The sequence below is a fragment of the uncultured Amphritea sp. genome, from assembly GCF_937127095.1.
Taxonomy (GTDB): Bacteria; Pseudomonadota; Gammaproteobacteria; order Pseudomonadales; family Balneatricaceae; genus Amphritea.
Genome location: NZ_CAKZLP010000076.1, coordinates 54,623 through 73,760 on the forward strand (window position 1 = coordinate 54,623; position 19,138 = coordinate 73,760).

The following is a 19,138-nucleotide window of genomic DNA, read 5'->3' on the forward strand; positions in this document are numbered from 1 at the left end:
AAAAATAGAGCGAAATTATACACGAAATCCTGGTAGGTAGAGCGTCTGGATGGCCGATAAGGCTGGTTTTTTCAGTTCCTTTTACCGGTGTTTAATAGTCTTTGCACAGGTATTCTAAAATTTCGATCACCTGTTCGGTGTTTTCTGCAGTGGCCATGGCTGCAGCATCTACTTCTTTCAGTGGGTGAGTGAGTTCTTTTGAGTGCTCAACAATCAGCGATTTACCGAGGGCGGTTGCAATGCCTGCATCAAATGCAGCGTTCCATTGTTTGTATTTATCACCAAAGCGAACAACAACGATATCTGCTCTGCTTAGGGCTGTCATGTGTCTAATGCTGTTTATTTTCGCTGCCTTGTGGTCTTTCCAGAAAGGGTTCTCCTCTGCCCCTAATATATTGACTCCGCACTCGTCGCTGCTGTCATGGTCTGTATTGGGGGTTAGGATATCTATTGGAAGGCTATTTGTTTCGATGGCGTTTTTGATTTTATCTCGCCACTCAGTATGAATTTCGCCTGACAGATATACGGTATATTTCATTTCTATTGTGCCTTGTGTTAGTCATTAATAGAGCCTGCATTATATAATCTCCTCAGTTTTTTAGCGTTGTTATCATTCCGTAATATAAAAAGGTTCCACGTGAAACATCTTAAAGGCTGGCTATCTGTTGCAGTGTTGTACCTGCTTGCTGTTCTCCCACTCTCTCTGGCGCAAAAGCTTGGAGCCGCAATTGGTCGCCGCGCCTGTAAAAAACGGGGTAAGAGCTATGAAATCACCCGGATGAATATTGATTTCTGTTTTCCGGAAATGAGTGATGCGGCGAGAGATGATCTGGTAAAAACCAGCCTCGAAGAAACGGGAAAGCTTGCCGGTGAGATGGGGATGGCATGGATATGGGATGCGCGTCGTGCCCTGAAAAAAATAAAGGGGGTGCATAACGAGTCGGTTATGAAGGAAGCCCTGGCCGAAGGCAAGGGGGTGATTGTGATCGCTCCGCACCTGGGTAACTGGGAGATGCTGGGGCTTTATATCAGCCAGGCATATCCGTTAACGTCTATGTACCGCCCTCCTAAAATTGAGTTGATGGATCGGCTGATTAAGAAAAAGCGTGAGCGTGAAGGCTCGAAACTAGCCCCTGCCAGTGTTAAGGGGGTGCGCATGGCATTGAAGGCATTAAAGGCGGGTGAGGTGTTGGGTATACTTCCGGACCAGGAGGCGGATAAAGGGAGTGGCGTGTTTGCACCGTTTTTCAATCAGGAGGCGTATTCGATGAAGCTGCTGCCACAGTTGGCGGCACAAACTGGAGCTGTCGTTGTGTCTGCCTATGCGCAACGTTTACCTAACGCCGAGGGGTTCGAAGTTTTTTTCCATAGAGCGTCCGGGCAGATAAATGATAAGGATCTGGTGGTGTCTGCAGCGGCGATGAATGCGGAAGTGGAGCGCTGTGTCCGGCAGGTGCCGGAACAATACCAATGGGAGTATAAGCGGTTTCAGCACCGTCCCGATGGTGGTCGAATGTATTGATGGTTTCTTGAATATCCGTTCATATAATGAAAACGGGGCCTGCAATGGCCCCGTTTATTATTTCATGTAGCTGCATTTATCTGTTGTTCTAGCGCTTCCAGAATGCCGGTGTAAATAGCACTAGTAGAGTGAAAACCTCTAAGCGACCGAGCAACATGGCAAACGTTAGCACCCATTTAGCCGTGCTGTTAAGATCGCCGTAGTGGACTTCAACGGCGCCAAGGCCTGGGCCAAGGTTGTTGAGTGTGGCGCCAACGGCCGACCATGCGGTGACCTGGTCAAGCCCGGTTCCCAATAGGATGATCAGCATAATAACGAATACGATCAGATAGACAGAGAAGAACCCCCAGACGGCTTCAAGAATACGGTCAGAGATCGGTTCTTTACCGAGTTTGACCGGGATGACGGCGTTGGGGTGGATCAGTCGTTTGATCTCCCTGTGGCCCTGTTTAAGGATCAGCAGAACGCGGATCACCTTCATGCCGCCGCCGGTTGAGCCAGCACAGCCGCCGGCAAATGCGGCAACGAATAGTAGAAATGGCAACATAACCGGCCACTGGGCGAAATCAGCTGTGGCAAATCCGGTGGTGGTTGCGATAGATACGACCTCAAATATCGCCTTACGGATCGACTCTCCCGGGCCATAGGTATCGGTCACAATCAGCACGACAGCGGATAGACAGGAGATGCTGAAGAGGATTGTCAGGTAGAACTTAAACTCCGGGTCCTGAAAGTAATGGTTTAAGGTACGCTGACGCCAGGCGAAAAAGTGCAGGCCGAAATTAACGGCAGAGATCACCATAAAGAAGATACAGATCGCTTCTATGAGCGGGCTGTCGAAGTAGCCAATACTGGCATCATGGGTTGAGAATCCTCCGATCGCCACGGTCGAGAAGCTGTGCCCTACCGCATCAAAAAGAGTCATGCCTGCCAGCCAGTAGCCGAGTGCACAGGCAATCGTGAGAGACAGGTAGATGTACCAGAGCGCTTTCGCGGTCTCGGTGATACGGGGTGTAAGCTTGCTATCCTTCACTGGTCCGGGTGTTTCGGCGCGGTATAACTGCATGCCGCCGATGCCTAGCATAGGTAGGATGGCGACCGCCAACACGATAATACCCATGCCACCGAGCCATTGCAGTTGTTGCCGGTAGAACAGGATTGATTCGGGTAGTGCGTCAATGCCGGTCATTACTGTGGCACCGGTCGTTGTCAGGCCGGATAGTGATTCAAATACTGCATCAACAAATGACAGCCCCGGGTCGTCTGATAACATAAACGGGATCGAACCGAACAGCCCCAGTACAGCCCAGAAAAGAACGGTAATCAAAAATCCGTCGCGGGTTCTCAGATCTTCCCTGACTCTGTACACCGGCGCCCAGATGAGAAAGCCTGTTAGCAGGGTGATGATAAAGCCTGAGGTAAATGCCATGTGGGTACCGTCATGGTATCCATAGGAGATTGCCAGTGGCGGCAGCATGGTGATGCTGAATATCATCAGCAACAGGCCGAGGATTCGGAGAATTACCTTATAGTGCATAAATGCTCTCCGATTAGAAAAATCCTAAACCGACCTGGAATAAGCGTTCCACTTCACTGATTTTGCGTTTATCAACGAGGAACAGTATCACATGATCGTCGTTCTCGACGATGATGTCGTCATGGGCAATCAGTACTTCGTCCTTGCGAACGATGGCACCAATGGTGGTGCCTGCCGGGAGGTCGATCTCTTCAATCGTCTTGCCAACCACTTTAGACGACCGCTTGTCGCCATGAGCGACCGCTTCAATGGCTTCTGCTGCACCACGGCGCAGTGAGTGTACTGCGGCAACATCGCCACGGCGGACGTGGGTCAACAGGCTGCCGATGGTGGTTTGTTGCGGTGATATAGCAATATCGATCACTCCGCCCTGCACCAGGTCAACATAAGCCGGGTTGTTAATCAGGGTCATAACTGTGCGTGCGCCCAGACGTTTTGCCAGCATTGACGCCATGATGTTGGCTTCATCATCATTGGTCAGTGCGCAGAAAACATCGGTGTCTTCGATATTTTCTTCCAGCAGTAACTCTTTATCCGAAGCGCTGCCCTGCAGAACGATGGTTTTATCCAGAGTTTTGGCCAGGTTGTTACAGCGGCGAATATCCCGCTCAATGATTTTTACCTGATACTTGTCTTCAATGTTCTGTGCTAAGCGTGCACCAATATTACCGCCGCCGGCGATGATGATCCGTTTATAAGGGCGGTCGAGACGCCGCAGCTCGCTCATCACTGCGCGAATATCTTTTTTTGCGGCGATGAAAAAGACTTCGTCATCGGCTTCGATAACGGTATCCCCTTTGGGGATGATGGGTCTGTCTTTGCGGAAAATAGCGGCTACCCGGGTGTCGATGGAGGGCATGTGTGAGCGGAGATAGGATATTTCCCGTCCAACCAGCGGGCCGCCGTAATAGGCTTTAACTGCTACCAGCTGGGCGATACCATCGGCAAAATCGAGTACCTGCAGTGCTCCGGGGTGTTCGATCAGACGGCGAATATGTTTGGTTACCAGCTCTTCCGGGCTGATAAGAACATCGATCGGGATCGATTTGTCGGTGAAGATCGCTTTATCTTTGAGCAGGTAATCATGCTCCCGGACCCGGGCGATTTTGGTCGGCGTGTTATACAGGCTCTGGGCGATCTGACAGGCGATCATATTGACTTCGTCGCTGTTGGTTACCGCGATCAGCATATCAGCATCCCGGGCACCCGCCTGTTCGAGGATCGACGGGTGAGAGGCTTTGCCTTCCACGGTGCGGATATCCAGGCGATCCTGCAACTCTCTGAGCCGGCTGATATCGGTGTCGACAATGGTAATGTCGTTCGCTTCACTGGCAAGGTTCTCTGCCAGCGTGCCGCCTACCTGCCCTGCGCCAAGAATAATAATTTTCATAACTAATAACTCTCCGGTCAGCTGGCAGAAACAGCCTGCTTCAGTTCTGATCCTTTAACAATACTGCATAATAAAAGCCATCATGTCCCTGCGGCTGAGGGAATAGTTGACGACCAAAGGGCCGTTCTATACCCCAGTTCGCTTCGATAGGGTGATGGCATGCATCTGTTTGTGTCTTAGTAAATCGTTCTATTACCCGCTCGTTTTCCTGAGGAAAAACTGAGCAGGTTGCATACACTAGTCGACCGCCGGGTTTGAGCATCTGCCAGCAGTTCCTGAGAATCGCCAACTGCAGTTCAGCCAGAACTTTAATGTCTTCACTCTGGCGCAGGTGTTTTATATCCGGATTGCGCCGGATAACGCCTGCGGCTGAACAGGGGGCATCCAGAAGAATGCGATCATATTCAAGCCCATCCCACCAGGTGTTAGTAGCGGCATCGGCAATGATAACTTCAGCGCTCAGGTTCAAACGGCTGAGGTTTTCCTGAATTCTGCCTGCCCGGCTTTCCTCGAGCTCAACGGCGGTAACATGGCTCAGGTCGGGCTGGTGCTCAAGAATATGGCACAGTTTTCCGCCGGGTGCGGCGCAGGCGTCCAGTACCCGCTGTCCCGCCTGCAGATCCAGGAGTGCGCCGCTGAGTTGAGCCGCCTCGTCCTGAACGCTGACAAAACCGTAGCCAAATCCCGGCAGTATACTGACATCTACCGCAGACTCCAGCTGAATTCCTACTTCTGAATAGGGGGTTGCGGATGCGTTGATCCCGGTATCCTGCAGCATCTGCAAATAGTCGCTCTGGCTGGTTTTCTGCTGATTAACGCGCAGGGTCATCGGTGGCTGCTGGTTATTCTGTTCCACCATTTCTGCAAAGTTTTCCGGCCAGTTATGTTGTAATTTGGAGATCATCCACTGGGGGTGGTTGTAGCGAAATTCAGGCTGCTCTGCGAGCTTCTCAAACAGAGTATCCTGCTCCCGTTGCAGGTTGCGCAGCAGCGCGTTGAGGAGCCCTTTGGCCCACTCTTTATTTAGCTGGCTGGCGGCTTCAACGGTTTCGCTGACTGCGGCATGAGTCGGTACCCGCATTTCCAGCAGTTGATAAAACCCCAGCAGAACCAGGGCATAAAGGTCCTGATCCTGAGGCTTAAAGGGCTTTTTAAGAAGTTGACTTGCGAGACAGGAAAGGCGGGGCAAAAAACGCATGGTGCCGTAGCAGAGCTGCTGCAGCAGAGCTCTGTCGCTCTCCTGACATTGTTGCAGCGCCCGGGGAAGTGCGGTGTTTAATGATTCTTTTCGGGCGATAACCGGCCCGAGGGCGCGTGCGGCAATGGCGCGGATATTCATCAGGACAGACCCAGCCCCGTGCCGTTGCTAAACAACTCTTTTTTGGAGTTAAGCACGGCACTGCTGTCCATCGCTTTGCTGCCGGGCAGTTGTATTTTAAGCAGTCTGACCGCTCCTTCGCCACAGGCAACAATAACGGCCTTTTTATCGGTGCCGATCACTGTGCCAGGTTGAGCGCTGGTCTCTTCATCGCTGGCTTCGGCATACCATACCCGCAGAGTTTCTCCGTTGAGAGAGGTAAATGCGACCGGCCAGGGAGCGAGCCCTCTTACCTGCCGTGCTATCTCGCTTGCTGGTTTATGCCAGTCGATTTCGCCTTCAGCTTTTTCAAGCTTGTGCGCATAGCAGGCCAGATTATCGTCCTGAACTTCAGGGGTGATGGTCTGATCGGCTACTGCTGGGAGGCTTTCCAGAAGCGCTGCTGCGCCAATTGCTGCAAGCCGGTCATGGAGTTCACCGCTGGTGTCAGACGCACTGATCGGACACTGTTTTTTCAGTATCATAGCGCCGGTATCCAGTCCTTCATCCATCTGCATAATGGTAATGCCGGTTTCCCTGTCGCCCGCCAGCAGCGAGCGGTGAATCGGCGCCGCGCCGCGCCAGCGAGGCAGAAGTGATGCATGGACATTGATGCAGCCCAGCCGTGGAGCATCAAGAACAGCTTTTGGCAGCAGCAAACCATATGCGGCGACGATCATAAGATCGGCTTGCAGAGAAGCGAGTCGCTGGCGGTCCTCTTCTTGTTTGAAATTCACTGGCTGGTAAACCGGAAGATTATGTTCCAGAGCGACGGCTTTTACCGGGCTGGGGGTTAGTTTCCGGCCACGCCCTGCGGGTCTGTCGGGCTGGGTATAGACACCGATAACATTGTGTCCGGCATCCAGCAGAGCCTGGAGGCTTGAAGCCGCAAAATCCGGGGTGCCGGCAAACAGTATGCGCAGTTGTTTAGCAGAGTCGGACATGCTTCAGACCTTCTGCTTGTGCAGTTTGTCCAGTTTGCTGCGGATACGATTACGTTTCAGTGGCGAAAGGTAATCGACAAACAGCTTGCCTTCAAGGTGGTCAATTTCGTGTTGAATACACACGGCCAGCAGATCATCCGCTTCCAGAGTGTATTCCTCGCCGAACTCATTCTGAGCGGTGAGACGTATTTTGTTTGGCCTAACGACATCTTCATAGAAGCCCGGAACCGAGAGACAACCCTCCTGCATCAGCTCTGTTTCATCAGCAAGAACCTCAATCTGGGGATTAATCACCACAAGGGGGGCATTTTTCTCTTCAGAGGTGTCGATAGTGATGATACGCTGGTGAACATTGATCTGTGTTGCCGCAAGGCCAATGCCGGGTGCGTCATACATGGTTTCAAACATGTCTTTGACCAGCAGGCGCAGTTCATCGTTAAATTCGGTAACCGGCTCAGCAATTGTGCGCAGGCGTGGATCTGGAAATTCGAGTATTGGAAGTAATGACATGGCTGCTTGAGAAAGAATAGGTTGAAAAAAAGGTGCGCTAGAATCAATAATCTTTCTATTATACTGATATAGATACACAATGTATTGCCGATACTGTTATAGACTCTCAAAAACATGGCGGTCTGAGACAAGGATTAGAAAATGAAACAACTGGTAACAGGTTTTCTGGGCGCTCTGGTGGTATGTATTGCATTAGTAATGCCGGCTCAGGCCGATGTTCGCAAAGATACCCTGGCGTTAAAGGACAACCATCCGAAAACTTATGTGGTCGTTAAGGGTGATACGCTGTGGGATATCTCCGGGATGTTCCTGCAATCTCCATGGAAGTGGCCTCAGCTGTGGGGTTATAACCAGCAGATTGATAACCCCCACCTCATCTACCCGGGCGATGTGCTCACACTCAAGTGGGTTGATGGTCAGCCACGTCTGGTGCTGAATGACGGCATACTCCGTCTGAGTCCCAAGGCCAAAGTGACGCCGCTGAAAGATGCGATACCTGCCATTCCGCTGAAAGACATCATCAGCTTTTTGTCAGACAACATCATTATGGATAGTGATGAGCTGACGGCTTCGCCTTATATCGTTGGTGGAACTGCCAACCGAATCGTTGCTGGCGCCGGTGACCGGGTCTATGCACGGGGTACCCTGGCTGAAGACTATGCCCGCCAGAATATCTACCGCCCGGCTAAAGAGTACATCGATCCGGTGACGCAAGAGCATCTGGGTTATGAGCTCTTTAAGATTGGTGATGCGGTGGTTGATAGCAAGAAAGGTGACATCATCACCCTCGACCTGCGTAAAACCCGGGAGGAAGTCTCTGCACTGGACCGCGTATATCCGAGTCAGAAAGAGGCTATTCAGTCGGTGTTCTACCCCAGTGCGCCTGAAAGTGAGATCGATGGACGTATTCTCTCTGTTTTGCGGGGGGTGCGTCAGGCGGGGCAATATGATGTCGTTGCCATCAATCAGGGCCTGCGTGAAGGCTTGAAGCCGGGTAATGTTCTGACTATTTTCCGTGCGGGTGAGCAGCTGAAAGACCCCGTGACCAGCGAGCTCATCGTCCTGCCTGCTGAAAAGTCAGGCCTGATGATGATCTTTAAAGCGTACGAAAAGGTCAGTTATGCGCTGATACTGAAAGCCACCGATATCATCTCTATCGATGATGAAGTGCATACGCCCGAATAAGCTTTATTTGTTAAAACACCGATGGACAAGGAGCGTCCATGCACGAACATCTCAGGGAGTGGATCGCCCTGGCAGAACTGCCCGGGGTTGGTCCCGGAGTGCTGCTCAGGCTGATACAGGCGTGTCGGTCTGAGTCTTCAGCCGATGCTACGCCGCTGTTACAGCTGAGCGGAGATCAGCTGCGGTCCTTTAATCTGCCGACACAGACGATTCACCATATCAGCGCTTATCAGGCGGGAGAGTGGCCCGCTGCTGACTATCTTGAGGGTATTGATGCCTGGCTCGATCAGCCGCTAAACCACCTCATTACCTATGCCTGTGATAGCTATCCCACTCTGTTAAAGCAGATATCTGACCCTCCCCTATTGCTGTATGTCAGAGGTTATCCGGATGTTCTGCATCTGCCGCAGCTGGCCATTGTCGGCAGTCGCTCCGCCAGTCGCAGTGGCATCGCCTTAAGCAGCGCCTTCGCCAGCGACCTCACAAAGGCCGGGGTCACTATCAGTAGCGGTCTTGCCAGAGGTGTCGATGGCGCCGCGCATATGGCCGCTGTGGCGCTTTCAAAGCCTACCGTGGCGGTATTGGGCTCGGGTCTGATGAATATCTATCCCCGCCACCATCTAACGCTGGCGGATGATATCGTTAACCAGGGTGGCGCTTTGGTGTCGGAATATCCATTAACAATGGCGCCATTGCCGCATAACTTCCCCCGCCGTAACCGCATCATCAGCGGGCTGAGTGCCGGAGTGCTGGTGGTTGAAGCGGCCAGGCGCAGTGGTTCGCTGATTACTGCACGGATGGCGCTGGAGCAGGGCCGCGAAGTGTTTGCGCTCCCCGGCGCACTCAACAACCCTCAGAGTCACGGCTGTCATGACCTTATTCGGGAGGGCGCCACGCTGGTTGAAACCAGCGCCCAGATTATTGAGCCATTAGCCAGTTTGTTGGGCAGTTACTGTTATGATGAAAAGCGACCATCGTCCGACTCAATAAAGCTGACCGATATCGAGGCGCAGCTGCTGGAGCAGATGGGCTATCAGCTGGTAACGCTTGAGCAACTGCTTGGAATAACAGGGCTGAATGCCGCAGAACTGTTGCCGCAGTTGGTGGGGATGGAGCTGTCAGGTTATATTGAAAATACTCCCGATGGCTATCAGCGGCTGATCTGAGAACGAAGCGTTCTCTTGAGCGATCAGACGTGTAAAAACCCGCTATTTTACGTGGTTGAATATTGTACAGTTATAGCGTATTTTGCGGTCATTTATCCGATAACTTTACGACCTTTGAAGGAAATCATGACTAAACCATTCGTTGCTATTCTGATGGGTTCCGACTCTGACCTGCCGACTATGAAAGCTGCTGTTGACGTACTACGTTCTCTTGAAGTGCCGTTTGAGATGAAAGTAAGTTCAGCGCACCGTACCCCGGTACAAACTCACGACTACGTTAAAGATGCTGACCAGCGCGGCGCGGTTGCCTTTATCTGTGCCGCGGGTATGGCTGCTCACCTGGCCGGTGCTGTGGCTGCTAACACCACTAAGCCGGTTATTGGTGTGCCGATTGAATCCTCTCTGGATGGCCTGGATGCCCTTCTTTCTACCGTACAGATGCCCGGCGGCATTCCTGTTGCAACCGTCGCAATCGGTAAAGCTGGTGCTAAAAATGCTGCCTATCTGGCATGTCAGATCGTTGCGGTGCAGGATGCTGAACTGGCTGAGCGGATCAAAGCTGAGCGTCTGGCAAATACCGAAGCGGTTGTTGCTAAAGACAAAGCGCTGCAGGAACGACTGGCCAACGGCGAAATCTGATCGTTATGGGCTGGTGGCATATTCGTCAGGCAGCCAGGGCGATGCACCAGGGTGGTGTCATCGCCTATCCAACTGAAGCTGTTTGGGGGCTCGGCTGCGACCCCTTTAATGAAACAGCGGTGTATCGCCTGTTGGCTATTAAACGTCGCCCGGTTCATAAAGGGCTGATTCTGGTGGCGGCATCGGTGCAACAGGTAAAGCCTTTGCTGGATAATCTTGCGCCAGATGACCGGGCACGCGTGGTCGCTTCCTGGCCTGGCCCCGTCACCTGGATTTTACCTGATCCCGATAATCTTATACCCTATTGGATTAAAGGAAATCACGATTCAGTTGCCGTGAGAGTGAGTGATCACTATCAGGTAAAAAATCTTTGTGAAGCGTTTGGCTCAATGATTGTATCAACTTCAGCTAATTATTCAGATAAAGATGCTGCAAGGGATAAGTTGAAAGTGGCTATTCACTTCGGCGATAAAGTAGATGCTATTGTCCCCGGTGAACTGGGGGCTCTGAGTCGACCGACTAAAATTTATCGTCTGGACAGTGACCAACCGGTAAGAAGTTAAATCTGACAGCGGTTGGTAATGACTGACACTGTTGCAATGATTAAGGGTAAGAGTATGTCAGCACCGGACATTAATGCGGTAAAAGAGTATCTGCTAAATCTGCAAGACAGTGTTTGTGCGCAACTGGAAAAAGTTGATGGGCTGGCAAACTTTGCCGAAGACAGCTGGCAGCGCGAAGGGGGTGGCGGAGGCCGCACCCGGGTGCTGGTTGACGGCGCGGTGATCGAGAAAGGCGGGGTGAATTTTTCCCATGTGTTTGGCGATAAGCTGCCCGGCTCAGCAACTGCTCACCGGCCTGAACTCGCCGGTCGTACTTTCCAGGCGATGGGGGTGTCACTGGTTATCCATCCGCACAACCCTTATGTGCCCACTTCGCATGCCAATGTCCGTTTCTTTATCGCCGAAAAAGAGGGTGAAGAGCCGGTCTGGTGGTTTGGTGGTGGCTTTGATCTGACCCCCTATTACGGTTATAAAGAGGATTGTCGTGCCTGGCACCAGGCGGCAAAAGATGCCTGTGATCCTTTTGGTGAGGATGTTTATCCCCGCTACAAAGCCTGGTGCGATGAGTATTTCTATCTTAAGCACCGTGATGAGCCGCGCGGCATTGGCGGTCTGTTCTTCGACGATCTGAATGAGCCGGATTTTGACACCTGCTTTGCGCTGATGCGTTCCATCGGTGATGCCTATGCTCCCGCCTATTGCCCCATCGTTGAGAAACGTAAAAACCTGCCGTACGGCGAGCATCAGCGTGATTTTCAGCTGCACCGTCGCGGACGTTATGTCGAATTTAATCTGGTGTTTGACCGGGGTACTCTGTTTGGCCTGCAGTCCGGTGGTCGTACCGAGTCGATTCTGATGTCGCTGCCGCCCGAGGTTCGCTGGGGGTATGACTGGAAGCCTGAGCCAGGCTCTGAAGAAGCGCAGCTGTATGAGCTGTATCTGCAGCCGCAGAACTGGCTGGAGGGCTGAGATGACTGATCGTTATGCGGTGTTTGGTAACCCGATCAAGCACTCAAAGTCGCCGCTGATCCATACGTTTTTTGCCGCTCAGACACAGCAGGATCTTGAATACACCTCAGTATTAGTGCCGGAAGATGGCTTCAATGAGGCTGTGGATAACTTTCTGTCCCCCGAGGGTCATGGCAAAGGTCTGAATATCACCGTGCCATTTAAGGTTGAGGCCTGGCAAAAAGCCGGTTGGCACTCTGCCCGGGCACAGCTCGCGGGTGCGGTTAACACCTTGTACCGCAATGAAGCGGGTCAACTCTGTGGCGATAATACCGATGGCCTGGGGCTGGTGGCGGATATTACCCGTAATAATGGCGGCGAAATCTGCGGCAAAGAGGTTCTGATTCTGGGTGCGGGCGGTGCCGTGCGCGGCGTGTTAGAGCCTATTCTGGCGTTGCAACCCGCCCGGCTGGTGATCGCCAACCGGACCGTGACTAAAGCAGAAGAGCTGGCTGAGTTGTTTGCTGAGCACGGGGCGATTGAAGTCTGCAGCTTTGAGCAGTTAAGCGGTCAGCAGTTTGATCTGGTGATCAACGGAACAGCGGCCAGTCTGCAGGGCGAAGTCCCCCCGCTTCCCGATAATCTGCTGCGTGATGGCGCCTGGTGCTACGACATGATGTATGCTGCAGAGGTCACCGCGTTCAATCGTTGGGCTGTAGCACATGGCGCGGTAAAAGTGCTCGACGGACTGGGGATGCTGGTAGAGCAGGCGGCTGAGTCCTTTGCCATATGGCGAGGTATTCGTCCAGACACTTCTGAACTAATTCAAGAGCTTAGACATCAACTGCTGGCTAACAAGTAACCAGTAAAATCGTTCCTTGCGTGGAGTTTCCCGGCGGGTTATAACAGGGGGGTCTACTCCAGTCGCAGGAATGATCCGTTATGGAAAAAGAGACCCGCCTCACCCCCGATCAGCTTTATCGTCACTGCAATACCGAGTTGTTGCCCTTCAAGACGACCGAAACACTTGAGCCCTATACCGGCTTCTTTGGCCAGGAACGTGCGGTTGAAGCGATGGAGTTCGGTATCGGTATGAAACGCCCCGGTTATAACATGTTTGTTATGGGCAACCCACATACCGGACGCTTCTCATTTGCCATCGAAAGTATCCGCGCTATCGCCAAGAAAGAGCTGAAAAAGACCAGCGACTGGTGCTATCTGAACAATATGGAGGAAACCCGTAACCCTATTGTCATTCAACTGCCTGCGGGAAAAGGTTGGGTGTTCAAGCGGGATATCAAACATCTGATTGAGGGGATTCTCACCGAACTGCCTGCGGCGTTTGAAAGCCCCGCCTATCAGCGCAAGAAAAGTAAGGTCGAGCGGGATTTTAATCGTCTCTATGATCAGGCGATTGAAAAAGTTGACAGTCTGGCCCGGGAGCACAGCATCGCCGTCTATCGTGATGCCGGCAGTATCGGTTTTACACCGGTATCAGAGGGCCAGGGTATGGATGAAGCCGCTTTCTCCCAGCTGCCGGAAGAGATTCGTGACGAATTCACTCGTAACATTGCCAAACTGGAAGAGTATCTCAATGAAGAGCTCGCCAGCATGCCGAAATGGCGCCGTGAAGCCGGCGACAAGATGAAAATTCTGGATCGGGAAACCTCCCGTAACGCGGTCGCACCGCTGATCCAGCCGCTGCGGGAAAAATACCATAACTCTTCCGGTGTGCCTGATTATCTCAGCCAGCTGGAATCCAATCTGGTGAAAAACGCGCTGGATATTATCGAAGAGGATAAGCCCAACGAAGCGCGCACCGATCTGGCCCGACGGCAATATATGGAAAACACCTTTGGCGTGAATATGCTGGTGGACAATCAGAAAACCAAAGGTGCGCCGGTGGTGTTTGAAACCCACCCTACCTACGACAATCTGTTTGGCCGGGTTGAATACAACTCTGAGATGGGTGCACTGAGTACCAACTTCCAGCTGATCCGTTCAGGTGCACTGCATCGTGCTAATGGCGGCTATCTGGTATTAGAGTCAGAGAAACTGCTGGAGCAGCCGTTTGTCTACGGCGCTTTGAAGCGCGCTCTGAAATCCCATGAGATCCGCATTGAAAACCCGATGTCAGAGATGACCGGCATGGGCACTATCACCCTGGCGCCGCAGTCGATCCCGCTGAATGTCAAAGTGGTACTGATCGGCACCCGGGAAACCTACTACCTGCTACAGGAGCTGGATCATGATTTTGAGAAGATGTTCCGGGTGGTGGTTGATTTCGATGAAGATGTAAAACGGGAACCCGCCACTATTCGCAGCTATGCCCGACTGATGAAAACCCTGGCCGACGAAGAGGGGCTGGCACCACTGAACCGCCAGGCGGTCGCCCGGCTGGTGGAACACAGCTCAAGACTAACGGAAGATCAGGAACTGCTCTCAGCGCACGTAGGAGAGCTGGTAGACCTGCTCTGTGAAGCGGACTACAAGCGGATTCGCAACCGCGATGAGATTATCAATGATCAGCATGTCGAGATGGCACTGCAGGCCAAAGAGCGCCGCACCAGTCGTATCTCATCGAAGATCCTCGACAGTATTCTCAATGAAACCGTTCTTATCGACACCGATGGCGAGTCCTCCGGCCGCACCAACGGTCTGACCGTGCTGGGCGTAGGCGATGTCTCCTTTGGTTTCCCGGCCCGCATTACCGTCACCGTACACCCCGGCAACCGGGGTATTGTTGATATCGAGCGTGAAGTTACCCTGGGCCAGCCGATCCACTCCAAAGGGGTGCTAATCCTGTCCGGTTATCTGGGCCATAAATACGCCAAAGACTTCCCCCTCACCCTGTCCGCCAGCATCGCCCTGGAACAGTCCTATGGTTATGTGGATGGCGACAGCGCCTCAATGGCTGAAGTCTGTACCCTGATCTCTGCCCTGACCGATATACCGATCAAGCAACAGTTCGCCATCACCGGCTCTATCAACCAGTACGGCGAAGTACAGGCCATCGGTGGCGTGAACGAGAAGATCGAAGGCTTCTTCAACCTCTGTAAAACCCGTGGCCTCACCGGCACCCAGGGGGTAATCATCCCGAAAGCCAACATTCGCAACCTGATGCTCAAACGTGAAGTGGTCGATGCAGTCGCCGAAGGCGAATTCTGTATCCACGCCGTCGCCACCGTAGACCAGTGCCTCGAACTACTGATGGGCCGCAAAGCCGGCCAGCTGAAGGAAGATGGCACCTTTACCCAACGGTCGGTGAATGCGGCGGTGGTTAAGCGGTTGAGGGAGATTGCTAAGGCGAAAGCCTGAAATCTGTGAAACAGATTTCAGGCCAGACCGCCGCTTCGCGGCTAGCTAGAACGCGCTTCGCGCTTGCTAGACGTCACTGCGTGACTTGCTAGGGGCTAGGAAAAGCGTCGCTCGCTGCTCGAACGTCACAAAAAACGTGACTTGTTCGTTGCTCGAATAAGCAAAGAAAATAGCAGTTGTAGTCATTAATATGGCTACTGGGATAGAGTTTAACTGGATGGGTAAAGGAGTACTCGTGTCGTAGTCTGTGATTTTTGATTAGGTTATGTCGCTCGCCGATGCACTGACAATCAGACGGATATTCAGGATGAATACCATGAATCTTGTTCCCTCCTCTGGCAGCTCTTGCTGTTGCATATCGAGTCCATATTCCTGCGATCAGACTTTTGCGATGCATCGCTAATTAAGCCAAATAATACGTTTGACGATATATACGTCATAGAGTATATTTTGAGAAGCTAAGGACAGCACATGACGTGGGAAATACTATATACAGATGAGTATGAGGGCTGGTTTCTCGGGCTAACCGATGCTGAACAAATAGACGTTCAGGCAATGGTCGACGTTCTCGAAATCAAAGGCCCTAATCTTGGACGTCCTCATGCTGACACGATTAAGGGCACAAAGAGGGTTAAAAACCTTAAGGAGCTGGTCATTCAGCATGCAGGGAAGCCCTACAGGGTTTTCTATGCCTTTGACCCGAAGCGACGCGCTGTTCTTCTGTGTGGTGGCCGCAAAGATGGATCGAAAGATAAACAGTTTTACAAACAGATGGTACCGCTAGCTGAAGCAGAGTTTGCGGATCACTTAAAAAGTGAAGGCCTCAAGTAGGTCTGGGACAGGTAAAATGGCCAAGCCGTTAAGCGAACTTCGCAAGAAAATGAGGCCTGAGGTACAGGCTGCCGCACGCGCAAAAGCCGTTGGCATCGTTGCAGAAATGTCACTGGCAGAAACCCGTAAACTGCGTGGACGCAGTCAGGCGGTGGTGGCTCGCGCCTTGGGTATAGCCCAACCAAATGTCTCTCAAATTGAAAAGCGCCCAGACACAATGGTCAGCACACTGGCGTCCTACGTTGAAGCCCTGGGCGGAACGCTCGAAATTCATGCGAAATTTCCAGATGGACAAGATGTTGAAATTACTCAGTTCAAAAAAGCTTAAAAGCCGTAGCTCGTCGCTCGAACGTCACAAAAAAACGTGACTTGCTCGAAAGAGAAGAGGCTGATTTATTTCATAGGCTACTTAAACGATAAAAAATAAATCTGTTCCCTTTTCTTACAGCCTCAGAAATTACTACTGACTACAAGTAATAGATCTACTGGTTATTACGTTTTATAGCCTTATTAACTCTTTCGAAAGAGTGGTGGTTTTGTTTAAAGCTATCTAGCAGATCAAAGTATGGCGGAGCTGCATGAAGTTTCTTCCATGAAACTATTAGGTATTCTTTAAATGCCTGAGCTCGTTTATAGCGATCTTCGATACTCAAGGATTTCAAATTATCTAGCATATTATCAAGACGTTCTTCATTAAATATAGGAGTGTCAAAAACCATAGCATCTATGTAGGTGAATGTTCCCAGCCACCTCTGAAGGTGATAAGCTCCTATACTTGTTATTCTAAAACTGGTCGGCATTTCGCCGATCAAACCTGTTTCATCTTCTTCAAAGGTGAATCTTTGAGAGGTTTCTAGTAGTTTTTTGTTAGTAGATCTTCTGAGAGCGCTTTCAATTTGGATTGAAGTGAAACCATAATTCTGTAGTTCCTCAAAAATTACAGTAGTGCTGCAGAATCCATCTTTATCTTTATGCTCTCCCTCTGTTATCAAAAAGGAAGAGATAATAGGAACAAGAAAATGTTCATTTGAGTCAGCAGTTGCTACATCGAAGATATTCATGGCTATAGATGTGTCAGGATTGTAGTGTGAGTAATCTCCAAGAAGAGCAGACTTCGTAAATTCATGAATGGGGATTACATACTCGCCGGTTTCTTCCATAATTTTGATTATCTTCTCGGCTTCTACATTAGGGCTGCCAATAAAGCCAGTTACAAACTCAATAACAGAACGAATATTGCCTCCGGTTATATTGGTAAGAAACTCTTGAAGTTCTCTGTTTTTGTGTAGTGATTGAATCAGGACTTTTAAGAATGTAGCTAGGCTTTCTAGATTCAACTTTACAAAATCTATTGTTTCTAGAGGGATAGAACCTTCTGCCATTCCTAAAGCAAACAGAAGTCGCTTTTCAATCATCTGATCAACTCTAGGAGGTGAAATAGTAAAGATCTTGTGAGGATATGCTGTAAGCGCACCTGAACGTTTAGACTTGTAAAAAGTTTGAGGCCGAACAGCCATAAATACGGTGGCATTCCACTCTTTAGCCAGTTCTTGGGAGATAATAAAGGCATCCTGTTGTATGTCAAATTCACGTTGGTCGGCGTTATCTAAGGAAATAATGACTTGTTTATGCCTGGACCTTGATAAGTATGCTATTGAGCGTTTTAAATGCTGGTCTTTAACTGATATAAGGCTATCTAGTTCATTAAATAATTTTTCTTCATATTTGTCAGGATTTTTGGTTTGGAGCTTTCCCCATAAACCTTTTGAAAATCGCGATATTTCACCTGCATAAACAGTACGGATAAAATTATACTCATATGTATCTACACTGTATTTATCATGTAGTTGTCGTTCAATCTCACTTAGAACAAATTCTTTAAGGTTGGCGGACAAAGATGCGTTAGAACCTAAGTCGATATAAACATAAATGGCATTTTTGAATTCATTATGCGCACTGTTGTATATTAGGTTTTTTACAAAAGAGGTCTTACCAACACCTACATCTCCAATCAAAACAATTGGCCTGCGCGATAAAGCCTCTGTCATAATGTCAGGTGAGAAATTATTTTGATTTTTTGATTTTACTGACTGTGCTCTTGGATGTGGCTCGGTTGTGCTGAACATCGCTTCATATCGGGCTTCCAGGATGTTTTTACTCAGAAGAGAGTATTTCGATAATGCTCCACTTTCGCAATAACAATTAGAAAAGAAACGTTTTTCTAGTTCTGGATTTTCAACAATATCTTGAATCAGCAATTCAGAAAGCTGTTTTAAAGTGGATTGTAAGTCGCTGGCATATCTGATTTTAGGAAAATCATCCAGTCTAGATGATAGCTTTCTGGGTATTCCTGTAAATCCATTGGATAGGTATCTGTTAATATTCCTATCTTTAATTCCGGCACTAGATAACATTTTCCATGCTACGGGAAAATTATCATGCATGTGCTGTAAGGATTTAAAGACTAAAGCTTTAGCATCTAAAACGGATCTTCCATCTTGGCGAGAAGCGAGAAAACAAATGTATTGATGGCCGTTTGTTACAATCGCAATTGCGACACCTCTGCGGCTGCAATACTCCTGTGCTTGTTCTATAGCCTCTTTGGCTTCGTGGCTTGATGTGCAAATCGATGGTAGATCTACTAGGAGGCTTTTAGACAGTGTTGCTGGAAGATCGAATGCCCTGCCTTCTCTTTTTGCTTCCAGTATTGCTAGGCGAGGAGCACCTAATTCATAGTCAGTAAATTTTTGGCGCTCGGCTTTTTCTACTTCTATATCAACTCTACTCCAGCCTAAGCAGGTTTCTAGCAGAGTATCGATAATATGAAATCTGGTTTGCGCTTCATTTCTGTCTGTTTTTTGAGCATCAATCGAGTGAATCAAGTTCCGTAGTGCTCGCTTCCCTGAGTCTAAACAAACCACGTTATTACCCCTAGTTTAAGTTATTACGATATATGCGAAACCGATTGTTGAGTCTGCTTCATTTGTTCTCACAAGTGAATAGTCTTGTTTATTATGTCTTTTGCTGCGAATAGAATTAAAGGGGGTAGATTTATTTTCTATCCCCTTCTCTTTCGAGCAAGTAAAACGAAGTTTTACGTCGAGCAACGAGCCACGGCTCTTTCTTTCCTAGCAAGGAAACGAAGTTTCCGTCTAGATAATTGGACTCCCCTCGCCCCTGAACAGGAACCGAGGTACGCTGACAGTTCTCACACAACCAACTGGAGTC

The 19,138-nt window shown here is 50.2% G+C and carries 17 protein-coding genes; 10 read left to right on the forward strand and 7 right to left on the reverse strand.

Going from position 1 to position 19,138, the window contains the following annotated elements; all coding sequences use genetic code 11:
* Positions 1-91: 91 nt before the first annotated feature.
* The gene (locus Q0499_RS19320; protein ID WP_299203063.1) at positions 92-538 is read right to left on the reverse strand and encodes a YtoQ family protein; all 447 of its coding nucleotides are present in this window, start codon (positions 536-538) and stop codon (positions 92-94) included.
* Between the two features lie 99 nt (positions 539-637).
* On the opposite strand from Q0499_RS19320, the gene Q0499_RS19325 reads away from it, so the two are divergent.
* Positions 638-1,522 carry a lysophospholipid acyltransferase family protein gene (locus Q0499_RS19325; RefSeq protein WP_299203066.1) on the forward strand — a complete coding sequence of 295 codons (885 nt, stop codon included), beginning with the start codon at positions 638-640 and terminating at the stop codon, positions 1,520-1,522.
* An 88-nt stretch (positions 1,523-1,610) separates the two neighbouring features.
* On the opposite strand, the gene Q0499_RS19330 is transcribed toward Q0499_RS19325, so the two are convergent.
* The 5 genes from Q0499_RS19330 to def are packed head-to-tail and all read right to left on the reverse strand — an operon-like array spanning position 1,611 to position 7,260.
* A complete protein-coding gene (locus Q0499_RS19330) occupies positions 1,611-3,059 on the reverse strand; it encodes a TrkH family potassium uptake protein (RefSeq protein ID WP_299203069.1) in 1,449 nt (482 codons plus the stop codon).
* Positions 3,060-3,072: 13 nt separating this feature from the next.
* Positions 3,073-4,449, reverse strand: coding sequence for a Trk system potassium transporter TrkA (trkA, locus tag Q0499_RS19335; RefSeq protein ID WP_299203072.1), 1,377 nt, complete (start codon positions 4,447-4,449; stop codon positions 3,073-3,075).
* Between the two features lie 40 nt (positions 4,450-4,489).
* Positions 4,490-5,788, reverse strand: coding sequence for a 16S rRNA (cytosine(967)-C(5))-methyltransferase RsmB (gene rsmB / locus Q0499_RS19340; protein ID WP_299203075.1), 1,299 nt, complete (start codon positions 5,786-5,788; stop codon positions 4,490-4,492).
* Positions 5,788-6,750, reverse strand: coding sequence for a methionyl-tRNA formyltransferase (gene fmt / locus Q0499_RS19345; protein ID WP_299203078.1), 963 nt, complete (start codon positions 6,748-6,750; stop codon positions 5,788-5,790). Before fmt ends, rsmB begins: the two co-directional genes overlap by 1 nt.
* A gap of 3 nt (positions 6,751-6,753) precedes the next feature.
* A complete protein-coding gene (gene def / locus Q0499_RS19350) occupies positions 6,754-7,260 on the reverse strand; it encodes a peptide deformylase (RefSeq protein WP_299203081.1) in 507 nt (168 codons plus the stop codon).
* Between the two features lie 141 nt (positions 7,261-7,401).
* On the opposite strand from def, the gene Q0499_RS19355 reads away from it, so the two are divergent.
* The 9 genes from Q0499_RS19355 to Q0499_RS19395 all read left to right on the forward strand — a co-directional run bounded on the left by Q0499_RS19355 (position 7,402) and on the right by Q0499_RS19395 (position 16,238).
* Complete coding sequence (locus tag Q0499_RS19355) at positions 7,402-8,445, forward strand: LysM domain-containing protein (RefSeq protein WP_299203084.1); 1,044 nt, start codon at positions 7,402-7,404, stop codon at positions 8,443-8,445.
* A 38-nt stretch (positions 8,446-8,483) separates the two neighbouring features.
* Positions 8,484-9,611, forward strand: a complete 1,128-nt coding sequence (gene dprA / locus Q0499_RS19360) for a DNA-processing protein DprA (RefSeq protein WP_299203088.1) — start codon at positions 8,484-8,486, stop codon at positions 9,609-9,611.
* 126 nt (positions 9,612-9,737) lie between these two features.
* Positions 9,738-10,250, forward strand: a complete 513-nt coding sequence (purE, locus tag Q0499_RS19365) for a 5-(carboxyamino)imidazole ribonucleotide mutase (RefSeq protein ID WP_299203091.1) — start codon at positions 9,738-9,740, stop codon at positions 10,248-10,250.
* A gap of 5 nt (positions 10,251-10,255) precedes the next feature.
* Complete coding sequence (locus Q0499_RS19370) at positions 10,256-10,813, forward strand: Sua5/YciO/YrdC/YwlC family protein (protein ID WP_299203094.1); 558 nt, start codon at positions 10,256-10,258, stop codon at positions 10,811-10,813.
* A 54-nt stretch (positions 10,814-10,867) separates the two neighbouring features.
* Entirely contained in the window at positions 10,868-11,782 is a 915-nt protein-coding gene (gene hemF / locus Q0499_RS19375) for an oxygen-dependent coproporphyrinogen oxidase (protein WP_299203117.1), read from the forward strand.
* Position 11,783: 1 nt separating this feature from the next.
* Entirely contained in the window at positions 11,784-12,623 is an 840-nt protein-coding gene (gene aroE / locus Q0499_RS19380; protein ID WP_299203097.1) for a shikimate dehydrogenase, read from the forward strand.
* Between the two features lie 80 nt (positions 12,624-12,703).
* On the forward strand, positions 12,704-15,079 hold the full coding sequence (locus tag Q0499_RS19385; protein ID WP_299203100.1) for an AAA family ATPase: 2,376 nt from the start codon (positions 12,704-12,706) through the stop codon (positions 15,077-15,079).
* Positions 15,080-15,550: 471 nt separating this feature from the next.
* Positions 15,551-15,910, forward strand: coding sequence for a type II toxin-antitoxin system RelE/ParE family toxin (locus Q0499_RS19390; protein WP_299203103.1), 360 nt, complete (start codon positions 15,551-15,553; stop codon positions 15,908-15,910).
* 16 nt (positions 15,911-15,926) lie between these two features.
* The gene (locus tag Q0499_RS19395; RefSeq protein WP_299203106.1) at positions 15,927-16,238 is read left to right on the forward strand and encodes an XRE family transcriptional regulator; all 312 of its coding nucleotides are present in this window, start codon (positions 15,927-15,929) and stop codon (positions 16,236-16,238) included.
* Positions 16,239-16,392: 154 nt separating this feature from the next.
* Here Q0499_RS19395 and Q0499_RS19400 read toward each other — a convergent pair whose 3' ends face one another.
* Positions 16,393-18,792 carry a hypothetical protein gene (locus tag Q0499_RS19400; RefSeq protein WP_299203109.1) on the reverse strand — a complete coding sequence of 800 codons (2,400 nt, stop codon included), beginning with the start codon at positions 18,790-18,792 and terminating at the stop codon, positions 16,393-16,395.
* Positions 18,793-19,138 lie beyond the last annotated feature (346 nt).